The 17,314-nt window shown below is 62.6% G+C and carries 17 protein-coding genes and 1 tRNA gene; 9 read left to right on the plus strand and 9 right to left on the minus strand.

What is annotated here, in order from left to right:
* Positions 1-10: 10 nt before the first annotated feature.
* From DM374_RS29490 to DM374_RS29515, 6 genes are all read right to left on the minus strand, one after another.
* Positions 11-1,315 carry an MFS transporter gene (locus DM374_RS29490; RefSeq protein ID WP_110973087.1) on the minus strand — a complete coding sequence of 435 codons (1,305 nt, stop codon included), beginning with the start codon at positions 1,313-1,315 and terminating at the stop codon, positions 11-13.
* 50 nt (positions 1,316-1,365) lie between these two features.
* On the minus strand, positions 1,366-1,758 hold the full coding sequence (locus DM374_RS29495; RefSeq protein ID WP_110973088.1) for a tautomerase family protein: 393 nt from the start codon (positions 1,756-1,758) through the stop codon (positions 1,366-1,368).
* Between the two features lie 121 nt (positions 1,759-1,879).
* Positions 1,880-2,737: a 3,4-dihydroxyphenylacetate 2,3-dioxygenase gene (hpaD, locus tag DM374_RS29500; protein ID WP_110973089.1), complete on the minus strand. Its 858-nt coding sequence runs from the start codon at positions 2,735-2,737 to the stop codon at positions 1,880-1,882.
* Between the two features lie 214 nt (positions 2,738-2,951).
* The gene (hpaE, locus tag DM374_RS29505) at positions 2,952-4,412 is read right to left on the minus strand and encodes a 5-carboxymethyl-2-hydroxymuconate semialdehyde dehydrogenase (RefSeq protein WP_095159794.1); all 1,461 of its coding nucleotides are present in this window, start codon (positions 4,410-4,412) and stop codon (positions 2,952-2,954) included.
* Between the two features lie 5 nt (positions 4,413-4,417).
* Positions 4,418-5,191, minus strand: a complete 774-nt coding sequence (locus DM374_RS29510; protein ID WP_110973090.1) for a fumarylacetoacetate hydrolase family protein — start codon at positions 5,189-5,191, stop codon at positions 4,418-4,420.
* Positions 5,191-5,862 carry a fumarylacetoacetate hydrolase family protein gene (locus DM374_RS29515; RefSeq protein WP_110973091.1) on the minus strand — a complete coding sequence of 224 codons (672 nt, stop codon included), beginning with the start codon at positions 5,860-5,862 and terminating at the stop codon, positions 5,191-5,193. The genes DM374_RS29510 and DM374_RS29515 overlap by 1 nt, the downstream gene beginning before the upstream one ends.
* A 157-nt stretch (positions 5,863-6,019) precedes the next feature.
* On the opposite strand from DM374_RS29515, the gene hpaA reads away from it, so the two are divergent.
* Positions 6,020-6,922 carry a 4-hydroxyphenylacetate catabolism regulatory protein HpaA gene (gene hpaA, locus DM374_RS29520; protein ID WP_110973092.1) on the plus strand — a complete coding sequence of 301 codons (903 nt, stop codon included), beginning with the start codon at positions 6,020-6,022 and terminating at the stop codon, positions 6,920-6,922.
* 95 nt (positions 6,923-7,017) lie between these two features.
* On the opposite strand, the gene DM374_RS29525 is transcribed toward hpaA, so the two are convergent.
* Positions 7,018-8,205: an LLM class flavin-dependent oxidoreductase gene (locus tag DM374_RS29525; RefSeq protein WP_110973093.1), complete on the minus strand. Its 1,188-nt coding sequence runs from the start codon at positions 8,203-8,205 to the stop codon at positions 7,018-7,020.
* A 10-nt stretch (positions 8,206-8,215) separates the two neighbouring features.
* A complete protein-coding gene (locus tag DM374_RS29530; protein WP_110973094.1) occupies positions 8,216-9,439 on the minus strand; it encodes a lipase family protein in 1,224 nt (407 codons plus the stop codon).
* A gap of 287 nt (positions 9,440-9,726) precedes the next feature.
* Between DM374_RS29530 and DM374_RS29535 the strand changes: the two genes are divergently transcribed.
* Positions 9,727-10,800 (plus strand): sigma-54 interaction domain-containing protein, encoded by a 1,074-nt coding sequence (locus DM374_RS29535; RefSeq protein ID WP_110973095.1) that lies wholly within the window; start codon positions 9,727-9,729, stop codon positions 10,798-10,800.
* Here DM374_RS29535 and DM374_RS29540 read toward each other — a convergent pair whose 3' ends face one another.
* Positions 10,801-12,411, minus strand: coding sequence for an inorganic phosphate transporter (locus tag DM374_RS29540; protein ID WP_110973096.1), 1,611 nt, complete (start codon positions 12,409-12,411; stop codon positions 10,801-10,803).
* Positions 12,412-12,585: 174 nt separating this feature from the next.
* Here DM374_RS29540 and DM374_RS29545 point away from each other — a divergent pair, with 174 nt between their 5' ends.
* From DM374_RS29545 to DM374_RS29575, 7 genes are all read left to right on the plus strand, one after another.
* Positions 12,586-12,981 carry a GNAT family N-acetyltransferase gene (locus DM374_RS29545; RefSeq protein WP_110973097.1) on the plus strand — a complete coding sequence of 132 codons (396 nt, stop codon included), beginning with the start codon at positions 12,586-12,588 and terminating at the stop codon, positions 12,979-12,981.
* Positions 12,982-13,115: 134 nt separating this feature from the next.
* Entirely contained in the window at positions 13,116-13,469 is a 354-nt protein-coding gene (locus tag DM374_RS29550) for a helix-turn-helix domain-containing protein (protein WP_110973098.1), read from the plus strand.
* A gap of 134 nt (positions 13,470-13,603) precedes the next feature.
* Positions 13,604-14,245, plus strand: coding sequence for a response regulator transcription factor GacA (gacA, locus tag DM374_RS29555; protein ID WP_110973099.1), 642 nt, complete (start codon positions 13,604-13,606; stop codon positions 14,243-14,245).
* Between the two features lie 2 nt (positions 14,246-14,247).
* Positions 14,248-16,071, plus strand: coding sequence for an excinuclease ABC subunit UvrC (gene uvrC, locus DM374_RS29560; protein ID WP_110973100.1), 1,824 nt, complete (start codon positions 14,248-14,250; stop codon positions 16,069-16,071).
* A 32-nt stretch (positions 16,072-16,103) separates the two neighbouring features.
* On the plus strand, positions 16,104-16,664 hold the full coding sequence (pgsA, locus tag DM374_RS29565; protein WP_095159783.1) for a CDP-diacylglycerol--glycerol-3-phosphate 3-phosphatidyltransferase: 561 nt from the start codon (positions 16,104-16,106) through the stop codon (positions 16,662-16,664).
* 66 nt (positions 16,665-16,730) lie between these two features.
* Positions 16,731-16,806 (plus strand) — tRNA-Gly (locus DM374_RS29570).
* Between the two features lie 235 nt (positions 16,807-17,041).
* Positions 17,042-17,314: Arm DNA-binding domain-containing protein (locus tag DM374_RS29575; protein ID WP_110973101.1), on the plus strand; the 273-nt coding region annotated here is incomplete at its 3' end.

Raw genomic sequence — 17,314 nt, forward strand, 5'->3', positions numbered from 1 at the left:
ATCGAATCTCTTACTGAGGGTTGACGGTGGCGGCGTTGGTGCGCAGCACCAGCAGGCCGCCGAGTGTGATGAAAACGGCTAGCACGTACAGGGCGAGGCTGGCGCTGTGGGTGGTGTCGCGCATCCAGCCGATCAGGTACGGTGCGGCGAACGAAGCGATGCTGCCCAGCGAACTGATCAGGCCGATGCCCGCCGCCTGGGTGGTGTTGGACAGGAATGCCGGTGGCAATTGCCAGAACATCGGCAGCGCGGCGCTGGCGCCCATGCCGGCGATGATCAGACCGCCCATCACCAGGATGGCGTTGTCCGGCGCGATACCGGCCACGGCGATCCCGAAGGCGGACATCAGCAGTGGCACGCAGAGGTGCCAGCGGCGCTCGCGGCGGCGGCCCGAGGAGCGGCCGCAGGCGATCATGAAGAAGCAGCCCGCCAGGTACGGCACGGCGCTGAGCAGGCCGACGCGGCCGTCGCTGCCGATGCCGGCGCCGTGGATCAGGGTCGGCATCCAGAAGGCCAGGGTGTTCACCGCCAGCATCACTGCGCAATACACCGCGACCAGCAGCCAGACCCGCACATCGCTGAAAAGGCCGCCGAAGGAGGTGATCGACTTGCGTTGTTCTTCCTGGTTGAGCTCTTCGCGCAGCCCGCGCTTCTGCTCGTCGCTCAGCCAGCTGACGCTGTTGAAGTTGTCCGGCAGGCACTTGAGCACTACCAGGCCGAGCAGGATGACGGGAGCGCCTTCAAGCAGGAACATCCACTGCCAGCCGCGCAGGCCGGCGGCGTCATGGAACAGTTCGAGGATGCCGCCGGACAGCGGGCCGCCGACCACACCGGCCATGGGCACGGCGATCGCGAACAGCGCAGTGATCTGAGCACGGCGTCGGGCCGGGTACCAACGGTTGAGGTAGACCAGAATGCCCGGGAAGAAGCCGGCCTCGGCCACGCCCAGGAGGAAGCGCAACACATAGAAACCGGTGGAGGTTTCCACCAGCAGCATGCTGGTGGACAGGGCGCCCCAGACCACCATCAACGTGGCGATCCAGCGGCGCGGGCCGACACGGTCCAGGGCCATGTTGCTCGGCACGCCGAACATCGCGTAGGCGATGAAGAACAGGCCGGCACCGAAGCCATACACCGTGTCGCTGAAGTGCAGGTCGGCGCTCATCTGCATCTTGGCGAAGCCAATGTTGATGCGGTCCAGATGGGCGAACAGGTAACACACCAGCAGCAACGGCATCAGCCGCCAGGTGATGGTGGAGTGGGTCGAGTCTTGACGCCCGAGTGCTACGGTATCTGCGGTATTGGCTGTGCTCATGATTTTTTCTTTTTTGTCAGAGTGGCCGTTGGTGTTACAGGCGGGAGGGTTCAGCCCGCCTGGTTGTTGAGAAACGCGTGGACGTTGTTCTGCTTGAAGTTCAGTTGCGGGTGCAGCTCGATCATTTCGAACGACAGCGCCAGCAGACGCTCGGCCTGCAGTGCAGCGAAGTGCTCGGTGATGACCGCGAACAGTTGCTCGGCGACCTGGGTACGGGTTTCCAGATCACGGCCGTGGCCGACTTTCAGGGTCATGTGGACGAAGGCGTAATCGTGCTTGCCGTCGGCCATGCGCCAGGTGTCCAGGCGCACCGCGCGGCTGCGGATGCCGCCCAGCGGAAACACGCCGCTAGCGCCGAGGGTGGCGTGGACTTTTTCGAACAGGACGGGCAGGTCGGCCTGTTGTTCGATGTTGTCGGTGATTTCAGCGATGAAGTGCGGCATTTTCTAAGACTCCTTCGTCGTAAAGTTTCAAGCTGCAAGCGGCAGGAAGGGTTGGCGTTGATGGCAACGGCGCCGCAAGTCGCTCTTTCTTGCAGCTTCAAACTTGCAGCTCAAAGCTGCTTCAAACCGGGAAGATTGCGTTGATCTGGCCAGTGCCGGAGCTGCCAAAGGCTTCGGTCAGGACTTCCACCGGCTTGTCGTAGTCGGCGCCGCCGAGCAGGCCGAGCAGCATTGCGGTGTCGTGCATGCCGCCTTCGCCGTAGCAGTGCGCGGCGTAGTCGGGGAGCATTGCGCAGAATTCCTTGAAGCGACCTTGCTTCCACAGCTCCACCACGCGCATGTCGACTTGCTTGTCGAACTCGCGGGTCCAGTTGTGAATGTTGGCTTCGGCGTTGCGGTCGTCGGAGAAGCGGTGGGACAGGGAGCCTGAGGCCAGCACCAGCACCTTGCGGTCGCTCTTTTCGATGGCGCGGCGTACGGCGGCGCCGAAGGCCAGGCTGTCTTCGAGGCGGTGCCAGGCGCACCAGGCGGCGATGGACACCACCTTCAGGCGCTCGCTTTCCGGTACGCCCATGTGCATGTAGCGCATCGGTACCAGGGTGCCGTATTCCAGTTCCAGGCTCGGAATGTTGTGGGCCTGGGTACGCACGCCGGCGGCGTTGGCCTCGACGGCGATCAGTTCGCCCAGCTCGGGGCAGCCGGGGTATTCGAATTCCATGTCCTTGATGAAATGCGGCAGCTCGTTGCTGGTGTAGACACCTTTGAAGTGCTCGCCACAGTTGATGTGGTAGGCGCTGTTGACCAGCCAGTGCACATCGAACACCACTGCGGTGTCGGCGCCCAGCTCGCGGGCCCGGCGACCGATTTCCTTGTGCCCGGCGATGGCCGCTTCACGGCAGCCGTGGTGCTTGCCCGGCAGTTCGGACAGGTACATCGAGGGGACGTGGCAGACTTTGGCTGCCAGGACGACTTCGCCCATGATGGAACTCCTGATTCTGTTGTTCTTCTTTTGTTCTCGCGCTGCAGTTCCCCTGTGGGAGCGAGCTTGCTCGCGAACGACCGCAAAGCGGTCGCAAATCCAACACCGATTTGGGGCTGCTGCGCAGCCCTTCGCGACGGTCCGGCGTCCCGGCAAGCTCGCTCCCACAGGTACAGCTCACAGATCCTGTTTCAGCCCAAGGGCCGAAGCGGAATCACACACCCCAACGCGGAATGTGGTGGCTTCCCATCGAGATGCACACGTTCTTGATCTCGGCGAACACTTCGAAGCTGTACTGACCGCCTTCGCGACCGGTACCCGAGCCCTTCACACCGCCGAACGGCTGGCGCAGGTCGCGTACGTTTTGGCTGTTGATGAACACCATGCCGGCTTCAATGCCGCGGGCCAGGCGGTGGGCCTTGCCGATGTCCTGGGTCCAGATGTACGAAGCCAGGCCGTATTCGGTGTCGTTGGCCAGTTGCAGCGCTTCGGCTTCGTCCTTGAACGGGATCAGGCAGACCACCGGGCCAAAGATTTCTTCCTGGGCGATGCGCATCTTGTTGTTCACGTCAGCGAACACGGTCGGCTGGATGAACTGACCTTTGGCCAGGTGCGCCGGCAGGTTGGCCGGACGCTCCAGTCCACCGGCGAGCAGGGTGGCGCCTTCCTCGATACCGATGCGGATATAGCCGGTCACTTTGTCGTAGTGGGCCTGGGTGATCATCGAGCCGACCTGGGTTTTCGGGTCGGTCGGGTCACCGACGATCAGGCGCTTGGCGCGGGCGGCGAATTCAGCGACGAACTGCGGGTACACGCTTTCCTGGATGAAGATCCGGCTACCGGCGGTGCAGCGTTCGCCGTTCAGCGAGAAGATGGTGAACAGGGCGGCGTCCAGCGCGCGCTCCAGGTCGGCATCTTCGAAGATCAGCACCGGCGACTTGCCGCCCAGTTCCATCGAGTACTTTTTCAGGCCGGCGGTCTGCATGATCTTCTTGCCGGTGGCGGTGCCGCCTGTGAAGGAAATCGCCCGCACGTCCGGGTGACGGACCAGCGCGTCGCCGGCAGTGGCGCCGTAGCCCTGGATCACGTTCAGCACGCCGTTGGGGATGCCAGCTTCAACGGCCAGGCGACCCAGCTCGTTGGCGGTCAGCGGCGACAGTTCGCTCATCTTCAGCACCGCGGTGTTGCCCAGTGCCAGGCACGGCGCGGTCTTCCAGGTGGCGGTCATGAACGGCACGTTCCACGGCGACACCAGGCCACACACACCTACCGGCTGGTACAGGGTGTAGTTGAGCATCTGGTCGTCGACCGGGTAGGTGTGGCCGTCCATGCGGGTGCAGACTTCGGCGAAGAAATCGAAGTTGTGCGAGGCACGCGGGATCAGCACGTTCTTGGTCTGGTGGATCGGCAGGCCGGTGTCGAGGGTTTCCAGTTCGGCCAGTTTCGGCACGTTCTGCTCGATCAACTCGCCCAGCTTGCGCATCAGGCGGGCGCGTTCCTTGGCCGGGGTGTTGGCCCATTTCGGGAAGGCTTCTTTCGCCGCGGCAACGGCCTGGGCGACTTCCTCGGCACCGCCGCTGGCAACTTCGCCGATGGCTTCGCCAGTGGCCGGGTTGTAGTTGACGAAGGTGTCTTTGCTTTCGACCTCACGGCCGTTGATCCAGTGCTTGATCATGTCGCTCATGCCTCTTTGTTGTACTGAGCGAAGAACTCGGCTTCGCTGACGATTCGGTTGACCAGACGGCCCACGCCTTCCACTTCCACGACCACTTCATCACCCGGCACCACGTCGGCCAGGCCTTCCGGCGTGCCGGTGGCGATCATGTCGCCCGGTTGCAGAGTCATGAAGCTGGACAGGTATTCGATCAGGTAAGGGATGTCGAAAATCATGTCCGCGGTGGTGCCTTCCTGTTTCAGCTCACCGTTGATCCAGGTGCGCAGGGTCAGCTTCGTCGGGTCTGGCACGTCGGCCACATCGACGATCCACGGGCCGACCGGGGTGGTGGCGTCACGGTTCTTCACCCGCAGGTTGGGGCGGTAGTAGTTCTCGAGGTAATCGCGGATGGCGTAGTCGTTGCACACGGTGTAGCCGGCCAGGTACTCCAGGGCGTCCTCGCGCTTGACGTTGCGCGCCGGCTTGCCGATCACGGCCACCAGTTCGCACTCGTAGTGCATGTACTTGATGTTGTCCGGGCGCCAGGTGATCTGGTTGTGGCCGGTGTAGGTGCCTGGCGATTTGACGAACGCCAGCGGCTCGGTCGGCGGCGCGAAGGCCAGCTCGGCGGCGTGGTCGGCGTAGTTCAGGCCCAGGGCGAACATGCTGCCGGTGGCAGGTGGCAACCACTCCACCTGGTCTTCGGCAATCAGGCGGCCATCGGCCAGGCGCACAGCGTTGTCGGCTTCGACGGTGACCGCGTGGACATCGCCCTGGAAACGGATACGAGCGTGTTTCATCAGTGCGACTCCTCCTCGGCAACGATGGGGTTGGCCAGGCGGCCCAATCCGGTGATTTCGATTTCGACGTGGTCGCCCGGCTTGACGTCGGCGCGGCCTTCAGGGGTGCCGGTGATCAGCACATCACCTTCATGCAGGGTCATGAATTCGGTGATTTCCGCGATCAGTTGCGGGATCCCGCGCACCAGGTTGGCGGTGCTGTTCTGCTGGCGGACTTCGCCGTTGATGAACAGGCGGATGTCCAGGCTGTGCGGGTCGGCGATCTGCTCGACGGGCACCAGTTCCGGGCCGATCACGCAGAAACCGTCGCGGCATTTGGCCTTGACCGCCGGGCGGTAGTAGCTCTCTTCCGGCAGGCTGAACTCGTTGACGATGGTGAAACCGGCAACGTGTTCCAGGGCCTGCTCGGCGCTGACGCGGCTGGCGCGCTTGCCGATGACCACGCCCAGTGCCGGACCGGCCTGCAGGTGTTCGACGCCCTTTGGATAGATGACCGGCTGACCGTGGCCATTGCGGGTGTTGGGGGTCTTGATGAACAGCACCGGCTTGACCGGTGGCTTCTGGTACGGCGCCTGTTCGAATTCGGCGAGACGCTGTTCCAGCAGACCCTTGTAGTTCAGCGCAACGCCGAACAGGGTGCCGGTGGCAGCGTCATGCAGGGCACGGCTCATGCTCTTCTCCTGGCAAGGGCAGGGCATCGGGCGCCCCGCGGGAATAATTGTTAATGTGTTAACGTTATAATTAAGATGTTAATGAAATGCAAGCTGCCGTTTCATCCGTGCAGCGGTAAGCTGCGCGCAGAACAACAAGCGGTACGGGTACAGAGCCATGAGCGATCGCACGCCGATCCCCAACATCAACATCGGTCAGGTCTACGACCAGCGCTACAGCGACTCGGAAGTGCACTACGACAAGCTCGGCAACCTGGCGGGCTTCTTCGGTCGCAATATGCCGGTGCACCGTCACGACCGTTTTTTCCAGGTGCACTACGTCAAGTCGGGCACGGTGCGGGTCTATCTGGATGACCGGCAGTACGTCGAATCCGGGCCGATGTTCTTCCTGACGCCGCCGACCATTCCCCATTCGTTCGTCACCGAGCCGGACGCCGACGGCCATGTGCTGACCGTGCGCCAGCAGCTTGTGTGGCAGTTACTCGAAGCCGATCCGGCACTCGCGCCGGGGCCGCAAGTGGCGCCGGCGTGCGTGGCATTGACGGGGCTGGAAGGCAATTTCGCCGTGGAGGCGCAGCGGCTGGAACGGTTGTTCGAGTTGCTGCATGGCGAAGTGAATGGCGACGAAGCGGGTCGCGGCGCGGCGCTGCACAGCCTGACGCGGCTGATCATGATCAGCCTGCTACGCCTGTGTGCCCGCTCACTGCCGGCGCGCTCCACGCGGCATGAGGACTTGCTGATTTTCCATCGCTTCAACGAGCTGATCGAAGCGCATTACCTGGAGCACTGGCCGCTCTCGCGTTATGCCGAGGGGATTGGCGTGACCGAAGCGCGGCTCAACGACATCTGCCGGCGCATCGCCGACCTGCCGTCCAAGCGTTTGGTACTGGAGCGGTTGATGCAGGAAGCCAAGCGGCTGCTGTTGTTCACCGGTAGTTCGGCGAACGAGATCTGCTACAGCCTGGGGTTCAAGGACCCGGCGTATTTCAGCCGGTTTTTCCTGCGGTATGCGCAGGTGACGCCGGGGGAGTATCGGCAGCGGCAGGGTGGCTTGCGCTGAGGTGATGCTGTTGCTGATGGCCTCATCGCCGGCAAGCCGGCTCCCACAGATTTTGTGGGAGCCGGCTTGTCAGCGATGAGGCCCCAAATGTTTTCTCAGCCAGCCACCTTCAGCTCAGGCACCGCCACCCGCCGCAGTTTTTCCCGCTCCCCGCGGAAGTGCGGAAGAATGTGTTCCCCCAACCGATAGGCCTCTTCCAGATGCGGATACCCCGCCAGGAAGAACACATCGATCCCCAGTTGGTTGTACTCGCGAATCCGCGCCACCACGTTTTCGTAGCTGCCCACCAGCGCCAGCCCTGGCGGAATACCGATGTAGCCGAACCCGGCCCAGACATTGGGATAGATGAAGAAGTCATCGAACTGGCGGCTTTCCTCGCGGCTGCCGTATTCCTCTTCATAACTCAGCTTGCGCGCACTACGCAGCCCGGCGTGCGCCGCCGCGGCCTTGATGGTGTTCTTGGCCACGCCTTCATCGAAGAAGCGCTTGGCTTCGATATGCGCCAGTTCTTCGGTCTCGCGGGTAATGACGTCGATGGACAAACCGAAGCGGATGTCACTGCGTCCGTACTTCAAGGCCCGCGCGCGGATGTCGGCGATCAGCTTGCGAATCTCGTCCGGGTGCTCGGCGCGCATCAGGTAGAAATCCGTGTGCTTGGCGGCGAACTCGCGGCCGGCGTTCGACGAGCCGGCGGTGCAGATCAACGGCAACTCGGCTTTTTTCTGCGGGCCGCGCAGGCCGCCGCCCTGGGCTTTGTAGAAGTGGCCGTCATAGTGGAAGTCTTCCGAGTGCCAGTAGCCCTTGACCACATCCATGAACTCGGTGGCGCGGGCGTAGCGCTCGTCGTGGTCGCTGAAGTCGCCGACCTGGCGCTGCACGGCGTCGGAACCACCGTTGATGATGTTCCAGATCAGCCGGTTGCCGGTGGCGCGCTGGTAGGTGGCGGCCTGTTGCGCGGCGACCCACGGCGTGTAGTGGTACGGTTGGAACGCCGCGACGTAGTTCAGCGTGCGGGTTTCCCGGGCCAGCAGCGAGCACACCGTCCACGGCTCCTCGCCGTAGGGCGCGTTGACCATCAGCACGCCGCCGAAGTTGTTGATCTCGGCGGCCCGGGCGATCTGTCCGAGGTAATCGATATAGGTGAAGTGGTCGCCGACACTGAAGCCGGACACCGCGCCGGTGCTGTCGCTGCCGGCATGCCAGTCGCCGCGGTTGCGCGGGTCGCCGGGGAGGAACTGGGTTTCGCCGTGGAGGGGCAGGCGGGTGAAGAATTCGATACTCATGGCGAAGTCCTTATTGCACGGTGGGGTTGCAGACGGGGGCAACAGGCTGGCCGCTGAACACCTTGCGGGCGAACGGCAGCGAGTCCTTGAGCGAGGCGTTCACCGTCTCGCTGTGGCCCAGGCCTTTGTACAGATGACCCTCGACTACCGAACCGGCCTTGCAGGCGTCCTGCATCAGCGCCACCTGGGTGGAGGCGGCGGGTGTCTTGTCCTCGGCACCGGTGCCGATGAAGATCGGTTGCGCCAGTTTCAGCGTCGGGTAGCTGACCTGCGCCTGCCAGGCTTTCAGTTGTGCGCCGTCGTTGACCTTGCGGCTGTTGGCCGGGGTCAGGCCGGTGCCGATGACGTCGGAGACCAACGACGACAGGCAACTGGTGCGCGCCTGTTCGAATAGCGGCAGGGCCTTGTCGGTGTAGAAGTCACGCGGGTTGATGTCCGGGTTGTACTGCTGCGCCGCGAGCAGGGTGTAGAAACCGTAGGCGAGGGCGGCGTCGACCTTGTTCGGGTCCTGCTCGCCGACGTTCTTCTCGCCGACGGTGTAGATCACGCCTGTGCCGACGCTGCCTTTCAGGCCCAGGTCCGGGGCGTAGGTTGGCGCGTAGGCGGCCGAAGCGAAGGCGCCGGCGCCACCCTGGGACTGACCGAGCACCAGCACCTTGTTGGCCAGCCCCGGCACGCCGGCGATCACGGCCCGCGCTGCGTCGAGGATGCCGTAGGCGGCCATGCGGTTGTTCAGCAGTGGATGGCCGCCAGGGACGCCGAGGCCCTGATAGTCGGTAGCGACGATGGCGTAGCCCTCGCTCAGCCAGCGAGCCAGGTACTGCACGTCACGGTACGAACGCCCGGCCCAGGACGGCGCGCAGATATCCGCCACGCCAACGGTGCCGTGGCCCCAGGTGACCACCGGCCAGCCGCCTTCCGGCGCCTTGCCCTGCGGAATGAACAGCGCGCCGGACACCGCCACCGGGGTCTTGCCGTCGATCCCGTCGGTGGAGCTGTAGAGAATGCGCAGTTGCTTCGCCGAGCCGGGCAGGGTGAGGGTGTTTTCCAGTGGCTCGCTGCGCAGCAGCTTGCCCGGTGTCGCCGGAATGGCCTTTTCCCAGGTGTAGAACGCCGAAACACGGCCATCGCCTTGCTGCGGATCGGGTTTTGGCGCGTAGGTGTCGGCGGCGAAGGCGCTGAGGGATAGGGTCAGCAGACTCAGCCCGAAGGCCAGCTTGTGCGGGAGTTTCATGAAGGGTCCTTGAAGAAAAGGCAGTCCCCAGCCCTAGAGCGAAACCCATGCCAATTGTCTGGAAATAGGCTGTAAGCCACGGATCGCGAGGCTTTCAGGAGAAATACGGAAATGCCACTGTTGCCTGGCGTGCTGGCCGTCGAGCAACGGGTGTTGCCCGGTTGCTGCTGGGGCAGCAGTTTGAATGTTTAGCTGTTTTTGGAATATTCAAATGCAAATTAATAATTATTTGTTCTAATTTGTTTCGTGCACTATGAAGGCGCGCCACCCATGCCAGGAATGCCTTTATGTCGCTGCTTACCCATCCCAACGCTCGCGAGCTGACCAAATCCGTTCGTGCCACCGTACTGGTGTTCAAGGACCCTCGGTCCCAGGAACTGCTCAGTCGCATCGAGCGCCTGGCGCCCAGCGAAGCCAACACGCTGATCATCGGTGAGACCGGTACCGGCAAGGAGTTGGTGGCGCGCCATATTCATCAGTTGAGCCGACGCGGTCGTGAGCCGTTCGTCGCGGTCAACTGCGGTGCCTTCGCCGAAAGCCTGGTGGAGAGTGAACTGTTCGGTCACGAGAAGGGCGCCTTCACCGGCGCCACCAACGCCAAGGCCGGTTGGTTCGAGGCGGCCAACGGCGGCACCCTGTTCCTCGATGAGATCGGCGATCTGCCATTGAACATGCAGGTCAAGTTGCTGCGGGTGCTACAGGAGCGCGAAGTGGTGCGCCTCGGCTCGCGTACGCCGGTGCCGATCAATGTGCGGTTGGTGGCGGCGACCAACGTCAACCTGGCCGACGCCGTGGTGGCGGGCAATTTCCGTGAAGACCTGTTCTACCGCCTGCACGTCGCGACCATCCGCCTGCCGCCACTGCGCGAGCGGCCGGGCGATATCCTGCCGCTGGCGGAATTCTTCGTCGAAGAACATTGCCAGCGACTCGGTTACAGCCGTGCCAGCCTGAGTCTGGAAAGCGAGCGCAAGCTGCTGGCGCACAGTTGGCCAGGCAACATCCGTGAGCTGGAAAACGCCATTCACCATGCCTTGCTGGTCTGCCGTCAGCAGGTGGTGCAACCCGGCGACCTGCACCTGGTGGACATGCGTCCGATGGGTGTGCGCGTCGAGGAGCACGCCTTGCCGCTGCGCCTGCCGGCTGCACCGCCGGATCTGGAAGCGGCGTTGACCGCGCTGTTCGAACAGAACATTCCGGATCTCTACGAGCACATCGAAGAAACCGTGTTCCGCACCGCCTACCGGTTCTGCCACGGCAACCAGTTGCAGACCGGGCGGCTGCTGAACATCAGCCGCAATATCGTCCGGGCGCGCCTGGAGAAAATCGGTGAACTGCGCCGCAGCGACGCGGCGCAGATCTGATCAGATCAGGCGGGTCAGCAGCCAGTACAGGCTGCCCGACAGCAGGATCGAGATCGGCAGGGTCAGCACCCAGGCCATCGCCAGGTTGAGGATGGTCCGGCCCTGCAAACCCGAACCGTTGGCCACCATGCAACCGGCTACTCCCGACGACAACACATGTGTGGTCGATACCGGCAGGCCAAAATGGTCGGCCGCGCCAATGGTGCACATCGCCACCAACTCGGCGGAAGCACCTTGGGCGTAGGTCAGGTGGGTCTTGCCGATCTTCTCGCCCACCGTCACCACGATGCGCTTCCAGCCGACCATGGTGCCCAGCCCGAGAGCGATGGCCACGGCCACCTTGACCCACAGCGGAATGAAGCGGGTGGCGTCGTCCACTTGCTTCTGGAACAGGTGCACGGTACGCCGGGTGTCGGGATCGACATCCAGCAGCTTGTGCTTGTCCATCAGGCGGATCGCCTCGCTGGTGAGGTACATGTCGTTGCGCACGTTGCCCATGGCCTCGGCCGGAATGCCGGCCAGCGAACCGTAGCTGCCCACCTGGCGGCCGATAGTGCCAGCAAGCTCAGCCAGCGCGGGGATCAGGTCCGGGCTCGGAGCGGGGCTGCGGATGAACGCGGTCAGGGTCTGTCGCGCATCGGCGGGCGCCGCTTGCCTGGCATGGCTGGCCAGCGCCACGCTAGTGGTCTCGGCCATCGCCACGAACTGCTGCGATTGCTCCTCCGGCATGGTGCGGTTCAGCGCGTAGGCCATCGGCAGGGTGCCGACCAGGATCAGCATGATCAGGCCCATGCCTTTCTGCCCGTCATTGGAACCGTGGGCAAAGGACACCCCGGTGCAGGTGACGATCAGCAGGCCGCGAATCCACCACGGTGGTGGCGTGTTGCCCACTGGCGCCTGGTACAGCGCCTTGTGCTTGACCAGCTTGCGCAAGGCCAACAGCAACAGCGCGGCGCAGGCGAAACCGATCAGCGGCGAAAACAGCAGCGAATAGCCGACCTTGCTGGCTTGGCTCCAGTCGACGCCACTGGTGCCGTCGCGACCGTGCATCAGCGCATTTGCCACGCCGACGCCGATGATTGATCCGATCAGGGTGTGGGACGAAGACGCCGGCAAACCCAGCCACCAGGTGCTCAGGTTCCAGATGATCGCCGCCAGCAGCAGGGCGAAAACCATGGCGAAGCCGGCCGAGGAGCCGACCTGAAGGATCAGTTCAACTGGCAGCAGGGCAATGATGCCGAACGCCACGGCGCCGCTGGAAAACAGCACGCCGAGGAAATTCCAGCAGCCCGACCAGACCACCGCGAAGCGCGCCGGCAGTGAGTGGGTGTAGATCACCGTGGCGACGGCATTGGCGGTGTCGTGAAAGCCGTTGACGAACTCAAAGCCCAGGGCGATCAACAACGCCAGGCCAAGTAGGAGGAACGGGGTCCAGGTGGTGATCACCGTGCCGCTGGCATCGATGTCGCGAAACAGGCTCCAGGCGGTGTAGAGCAGGGCGCCGATCAACAGGCTGAAGAACAGGACGGTAGGGGTACGGCTCGAACGCGTCTTGAGAGGGGATGCAACGTGCGCGTCCACGGGGGGGATAGCGCTGGTCTGGGTCGTCATGAGAGGGTCCGGGGTGGAATTTCAGGCTCATGCCTGGCACAAAGCCAGCATACAATTGCCTTCAGCAGGCACCCTGACAGGGATCAACGAAACCCTATGGGCAATCGCTAAGCTCAGCGTCAACCAGAAGGACACCCCGTGAATCTCCGCCTTACTCTCGCCAGCGCTGAACACATGCCTTTCGCCCGTGACCTGACCCGGCGCGGCATGCTGCGCTACTACTGCCAATACGATCTGTTGTGGCTGGATGAGGCATTTGACCAGGCCTGGAGCTGGCGTGAGCAATGGCTGGTGATGGACGACGAGGTGCTGGTGGGTTTTTGCAGTCTGAGTCAGGACAGCAAGGCGCTGTATATCCGCGAATTGCATATAGTCGACTCAGCCCAGGGCCAAGGTATTGGCACGTGGGTGTTGCGGGAACTTGACGCCTGGGCTGTGCAACGGCGGTTGCAGTGGCTGCGCTTGACCGTGTTCAAGAGCAATCCGGCCCGCTACCTCTATCTGCGAGAAGGCTTTGTAGAGCAGGGTGAGGACGAATGTTTCGTGCGCATGCAACTAACGTCGCATTGACCTGCATCGAAAGGGGCGGGGCGTCTTGTGCTGCAAATCGCATCCCGTGCATAGTTCAAGATTATTGACGGCGCAGCGGATGTGCCGGGTTTCCTACCCTTTAGTGGGTGTATTGCAAAGGAATATGTATTCAAATGAAGGGTATAGGATTACGTCTCAGGGCAGAGCGTGAGCGGTTGGGTCTCACTCAGCGAGCTTTCGGTGATATCGGTGGCGTGGAGCCCAACGCTCAAGGCAAGTATGAAAGCGGCGAACGCACGCCGCGGGCCGATTACCTGGCCGCAGTGGCGGCCAACGGCGTCGATGCCCTCTATGTGCTGAGCGGGGTGCCAACCCCGGCGGTGCTGGACAATCTGCGTCCCGGCGAGAATCACCTGCTGGACTGCTACCGGCGGCTACAGCCCGCGGATCAGCAGGCTGTAAGACATTTGCTTGAGAGCTTGGCAGGAACAATTCCGAAGCCTGTAGGCAAAGTGGCATCTGCCTGATCAGACAAATGGCGTTTTCGTAGTCGAAATTATGTAATTTGACGTCATATTTGTGACGCATTCTGTTAGGTCCACCACGCAATTTTTTGATAAGGTGGCGGGATCCAATTCAGACCGTAAGGCGAGGTGTCTGCTTGATTAGGGTTCTGGTGGTCGATGATCACGATCTGGTTCGTACCGGTATCACCCGCATGCTGGCCGACATCGACGGTCTGCAGGTAGTGGGCGAGGCCGATACCGGTGAAACGGCGCTGAAGGTCACCCGCGAGCTCAAGCCCGATGTGGTCCTGATGGACGTGAAAATGCCCGGTATCGGTGGTCTTGAAGCGACCCGCAAACTGTTGCGCAGCCACCCGGATATCAAGGTAGTGGCGGTGACTGTCTGCGAGGAAGACCCGTTTCCCACGCGCTTGCTCCAGGCCGGCGCTGCGGGCTACTTGACCAAGGGCGCGGGGCTCGACGAAATGGTCCAGGCCATTCGTCTGGTTTTCGCTGGCCAGCGCTATATCAGTCCGCAGATCGCCCAGCAGCTGGCGCTCAAATCCTTCGAGCCCAAGAACGCCTCGCCGTTCGACAGCCTGTCGGAGCGGGAAATCCAGATCGCACTGATGATCGTCGGTTGTCAGAAGGTTCAGATCATTTCCGACAAGCTGTGCTTGTCGCCGAAAACCGTGAACACGTACCGTTACCGGATCTTCGAGAAACTTTCGGTCACCAGCGATGTGGAACTCACCTTGCTGGCCGTCCGCCACGGCATGGTTGACGCCAACCTCTGAACATGACCCCCGCGTTTGATCCAAGTGCTTTTCTAGCGACCTGCAGCGGCCGTCCGGGTGTCTACCGGATGTTCGACGCTGACGGCCGCCTGTTGTATGTCGGCAAGGCCAAGAACCTCAAGAAGCGCCTGGCCAGTTACTTCCGCAAGACCGGCCTGGCGCCGAAGACGGCGGCGCTGGTTGGCCATATCGCTCAGGTCGAGACCACCATCGTCGCCAGCGAGACCGAGGCCCTGCTGCTTGAGCAGAACCTCATCAAGGAATGGCGTCCGCCCTACAACATCCTGCTGCGCGACGATAAGTCCTACCCCTATGTGTTCCTGTCTGACGGCGCTTTCCCACGGCTGGGCATTCACCGTGGCGCCAAGAAACAGAAGGGCAGGTACTTCGGGCCTTACCCCAGCGCTGGGGCGATCCGTGAAAGCCTGAGCCTGCTGCAGAAAGCGTTTCATGTTCGTCAGTGCGAGGACAGCTACTACGCCAACCGCACCCGGCCTTGCCTGCAGTACCAGATCAAGCGCTGCAAGGCGCCTTGCGTCGGTTTTGTCGAGCCAGAGGAATACGCCGAGGATATACGTCACTCGGTGATGTTCCTCGAGGGGCGTAGCCACCAGTTGACCAACGAACTCAATGCCGACATGGAAAAGGCCGCGATGAGCCTGGCCTTCGAAAAGGCCGCCGAGCTGCGCGATCAGATCGCCCTGCTGCGCCGCGTCCAGGATCAGCAAAGCATGGAGGGCGGCAGTGGCGACGTGGACGTGGTGGCGGCGTTCGTCAACCCGGGCGGCGCCTGCGTTCACCTGATCAGCGTGCGTGGCGGACGCGTGCTGGGCAGCAAGAATTTCTTTCCCCAGGTGGGTATCGAGGAGGAGGTGGCCGAAGTCATGTCGGCCTTCCTCGCCCAGTACTACCTGGGCAACGCCGAACGCGAACTGCCGTCGGAACTGATCGTCAACGTTGTGCACGAGGACTTCGACGCCCTGCGCTCGGCGCTGGAAACCCTGCGCGGCCGCGAACTGTCCATCAGCCACCGGGTTCGCGGAACCCGCGCCCGCTGGCAGCAACTGGCCGTGACCAACGCCGAACAGGCACTGGGCGCGCGCCTGGCCAACCGCCAGCACATGGCTGCGCGCTTCGAAGCCCTGGCCGAGGTGCTGGGCTTGCCAGAAGTCCCGCAACGCCTGGAATGCTACGACATCAGCCACTCCAGCGGCGAAGCCACCGTAGCCTCCTGCGTGGTGTTCGGCCCGGAAGGTCCGCTGAAGTCCGACTACCGCCGCTACAACATCGAGGGCGTGACTGCTGGCGATGACTACGCCGCCATGCAACAGGCCCTGACCCGGCGATTCGGGCGCATCAAGGATGGCGAAGGCAAGCTGCCCGACGTGTTGCTGGTGGACGGCGGCAAGGGCCAGTTGAACATGGCCCGCGATGTCATGCAGGCGCTGGCCGTGCCGGACCTGACCCTGCTCGGCGTGGCCAAGGGCGTGACCCGCAAGGCCGGCTTCGAGACGCTGTACCTCAACGACGTCCAGCACGAATTCACCCTGCGCGGCGACTCGCCGGCGCTGCACCTGATCCAGCAGATTCGCGACGAAGCCCACCGCTTCGCCATCACCGGCCACCGTGCCCGGCGTGGCAAGGCGCGGCGCACCTCGAGCCTGGAAGATGTGGCGGGCGTCGGACCAAAACGCCGCCGCGACCTGCTCAAGCACTTCGGCGGCTTGCAGGAATTATCCCGCGCCAGCGCGGAAGAAATCGCCAAGGCACCGGGAATCAGCAAAAAGCTCGCCGAGTCGATTTATGACAGCCTGCATAGCGAGTAGAATGCCCGCTCACCTCGCAGCCAGTTGTCCCGATGAATATTCCGAATCTGCTTACCGTTCTTCGTGTCCTGCTCATCCCGATCTTCATTCTGCTGTTCTACGTGCCGTACCACTGGAGCTATGTAGCTGCCAGTAGCGTATTCGCTATTGCCGCCGCCACTGACTGGCTCGACGGTTATCTGGCCAGGCGCCTGGAGCAGAGCACGCCGTTCGGGGCTTTCCTTGATCCGGTGGCGGATAAACTGATGGTCGCGGTGGCGCTGGTGCTGCTGGTGCAGGTCCACGCCAATCTGTGGCTGACCTTGCCGGCGGCGGTGATCATCGGTCGCGAGATCGTCGTTTCCGCGTTGCGCGAATGGATGGCCGAGATCGGCGCGAGGGCGCATGTGGCGGTGTCGAACCTGGGCAAATGGAAGACTGCCGCGCAGATGCTCGCGCTGGTAATCCTGCTGGCCAACCCGGCGACGCTCAGCACCTGGGTGGTGTTGGGTTATGCCTTGTTGATCATCGCTGCGGGCCTGACCCTGTGGTCGATGGTGCAGTACCTGCGGGCCGCCTGGCCGCACCTGCGGGAAGGTTCAGAAAAAAAATAAAACTTTTTTGAATCAAGGGGTTGACGAAATATTTCAAAACTATAGAATGGCCACCATCAAGACGACGCGGGAATAGCTCAGTTGGTAGAGCACGACCTTGCCAAGGTCGGGGTCGCGAGTTCGAGTCTCGTTTCCCGCTCCAAGTATTGTGTTTCAGCGCTCCGCTGATCGCTGAAACAGTTGAAATAGGGCCTTCGGGCCCTTTTTCCGTTTCCGCCGAAAACCGCTGAAAACCACCAGTATCCACTCATTTTAAGTACACGATTAAGTACACGAATTTGGTACCTAATCCGGTGGGATGCTGAAGCGGATTTACGCTGGAGCTGCTTGGGCAATGTGACAAGCATCTGGTTCCTGACCCAGCTCAGGAGCTTGTTATGGCACTTTCTGAAATGGCCGTCCGGCATGCCCGGGTCACCGGCACCGCTTACTCCCTCACCGACGCCGATGGGCTGTCCCTGTACGTTTCTGCAGGCGGCAGCAAGATCTGGCATTTCCGCTACTACTGGTTTGGCAGGCAGCAACGCATGTCGCTGGGTAGCTATCCGCATGTCGGCCTCAAGGAGGCACGCGCCAGTCGGGATGAGGCTCGTGCGCTGGTTGCTGATGGCATCAATCCCTGCGGCCAGCGTAAGGAGCAGAAGCGTGCG

Source organism: Pseudomonas huaxiensis (genome assembly GCF_003231275.1).
In the GTDB taxonomy this organism is placed as follows: Bacteria; Pseudomonadota; Gammaproteobacteria; order Pseudomonadales; family Pseudomonadaceae; genus Aquipseudomonas; species Aquipseudomonas huaxiensis.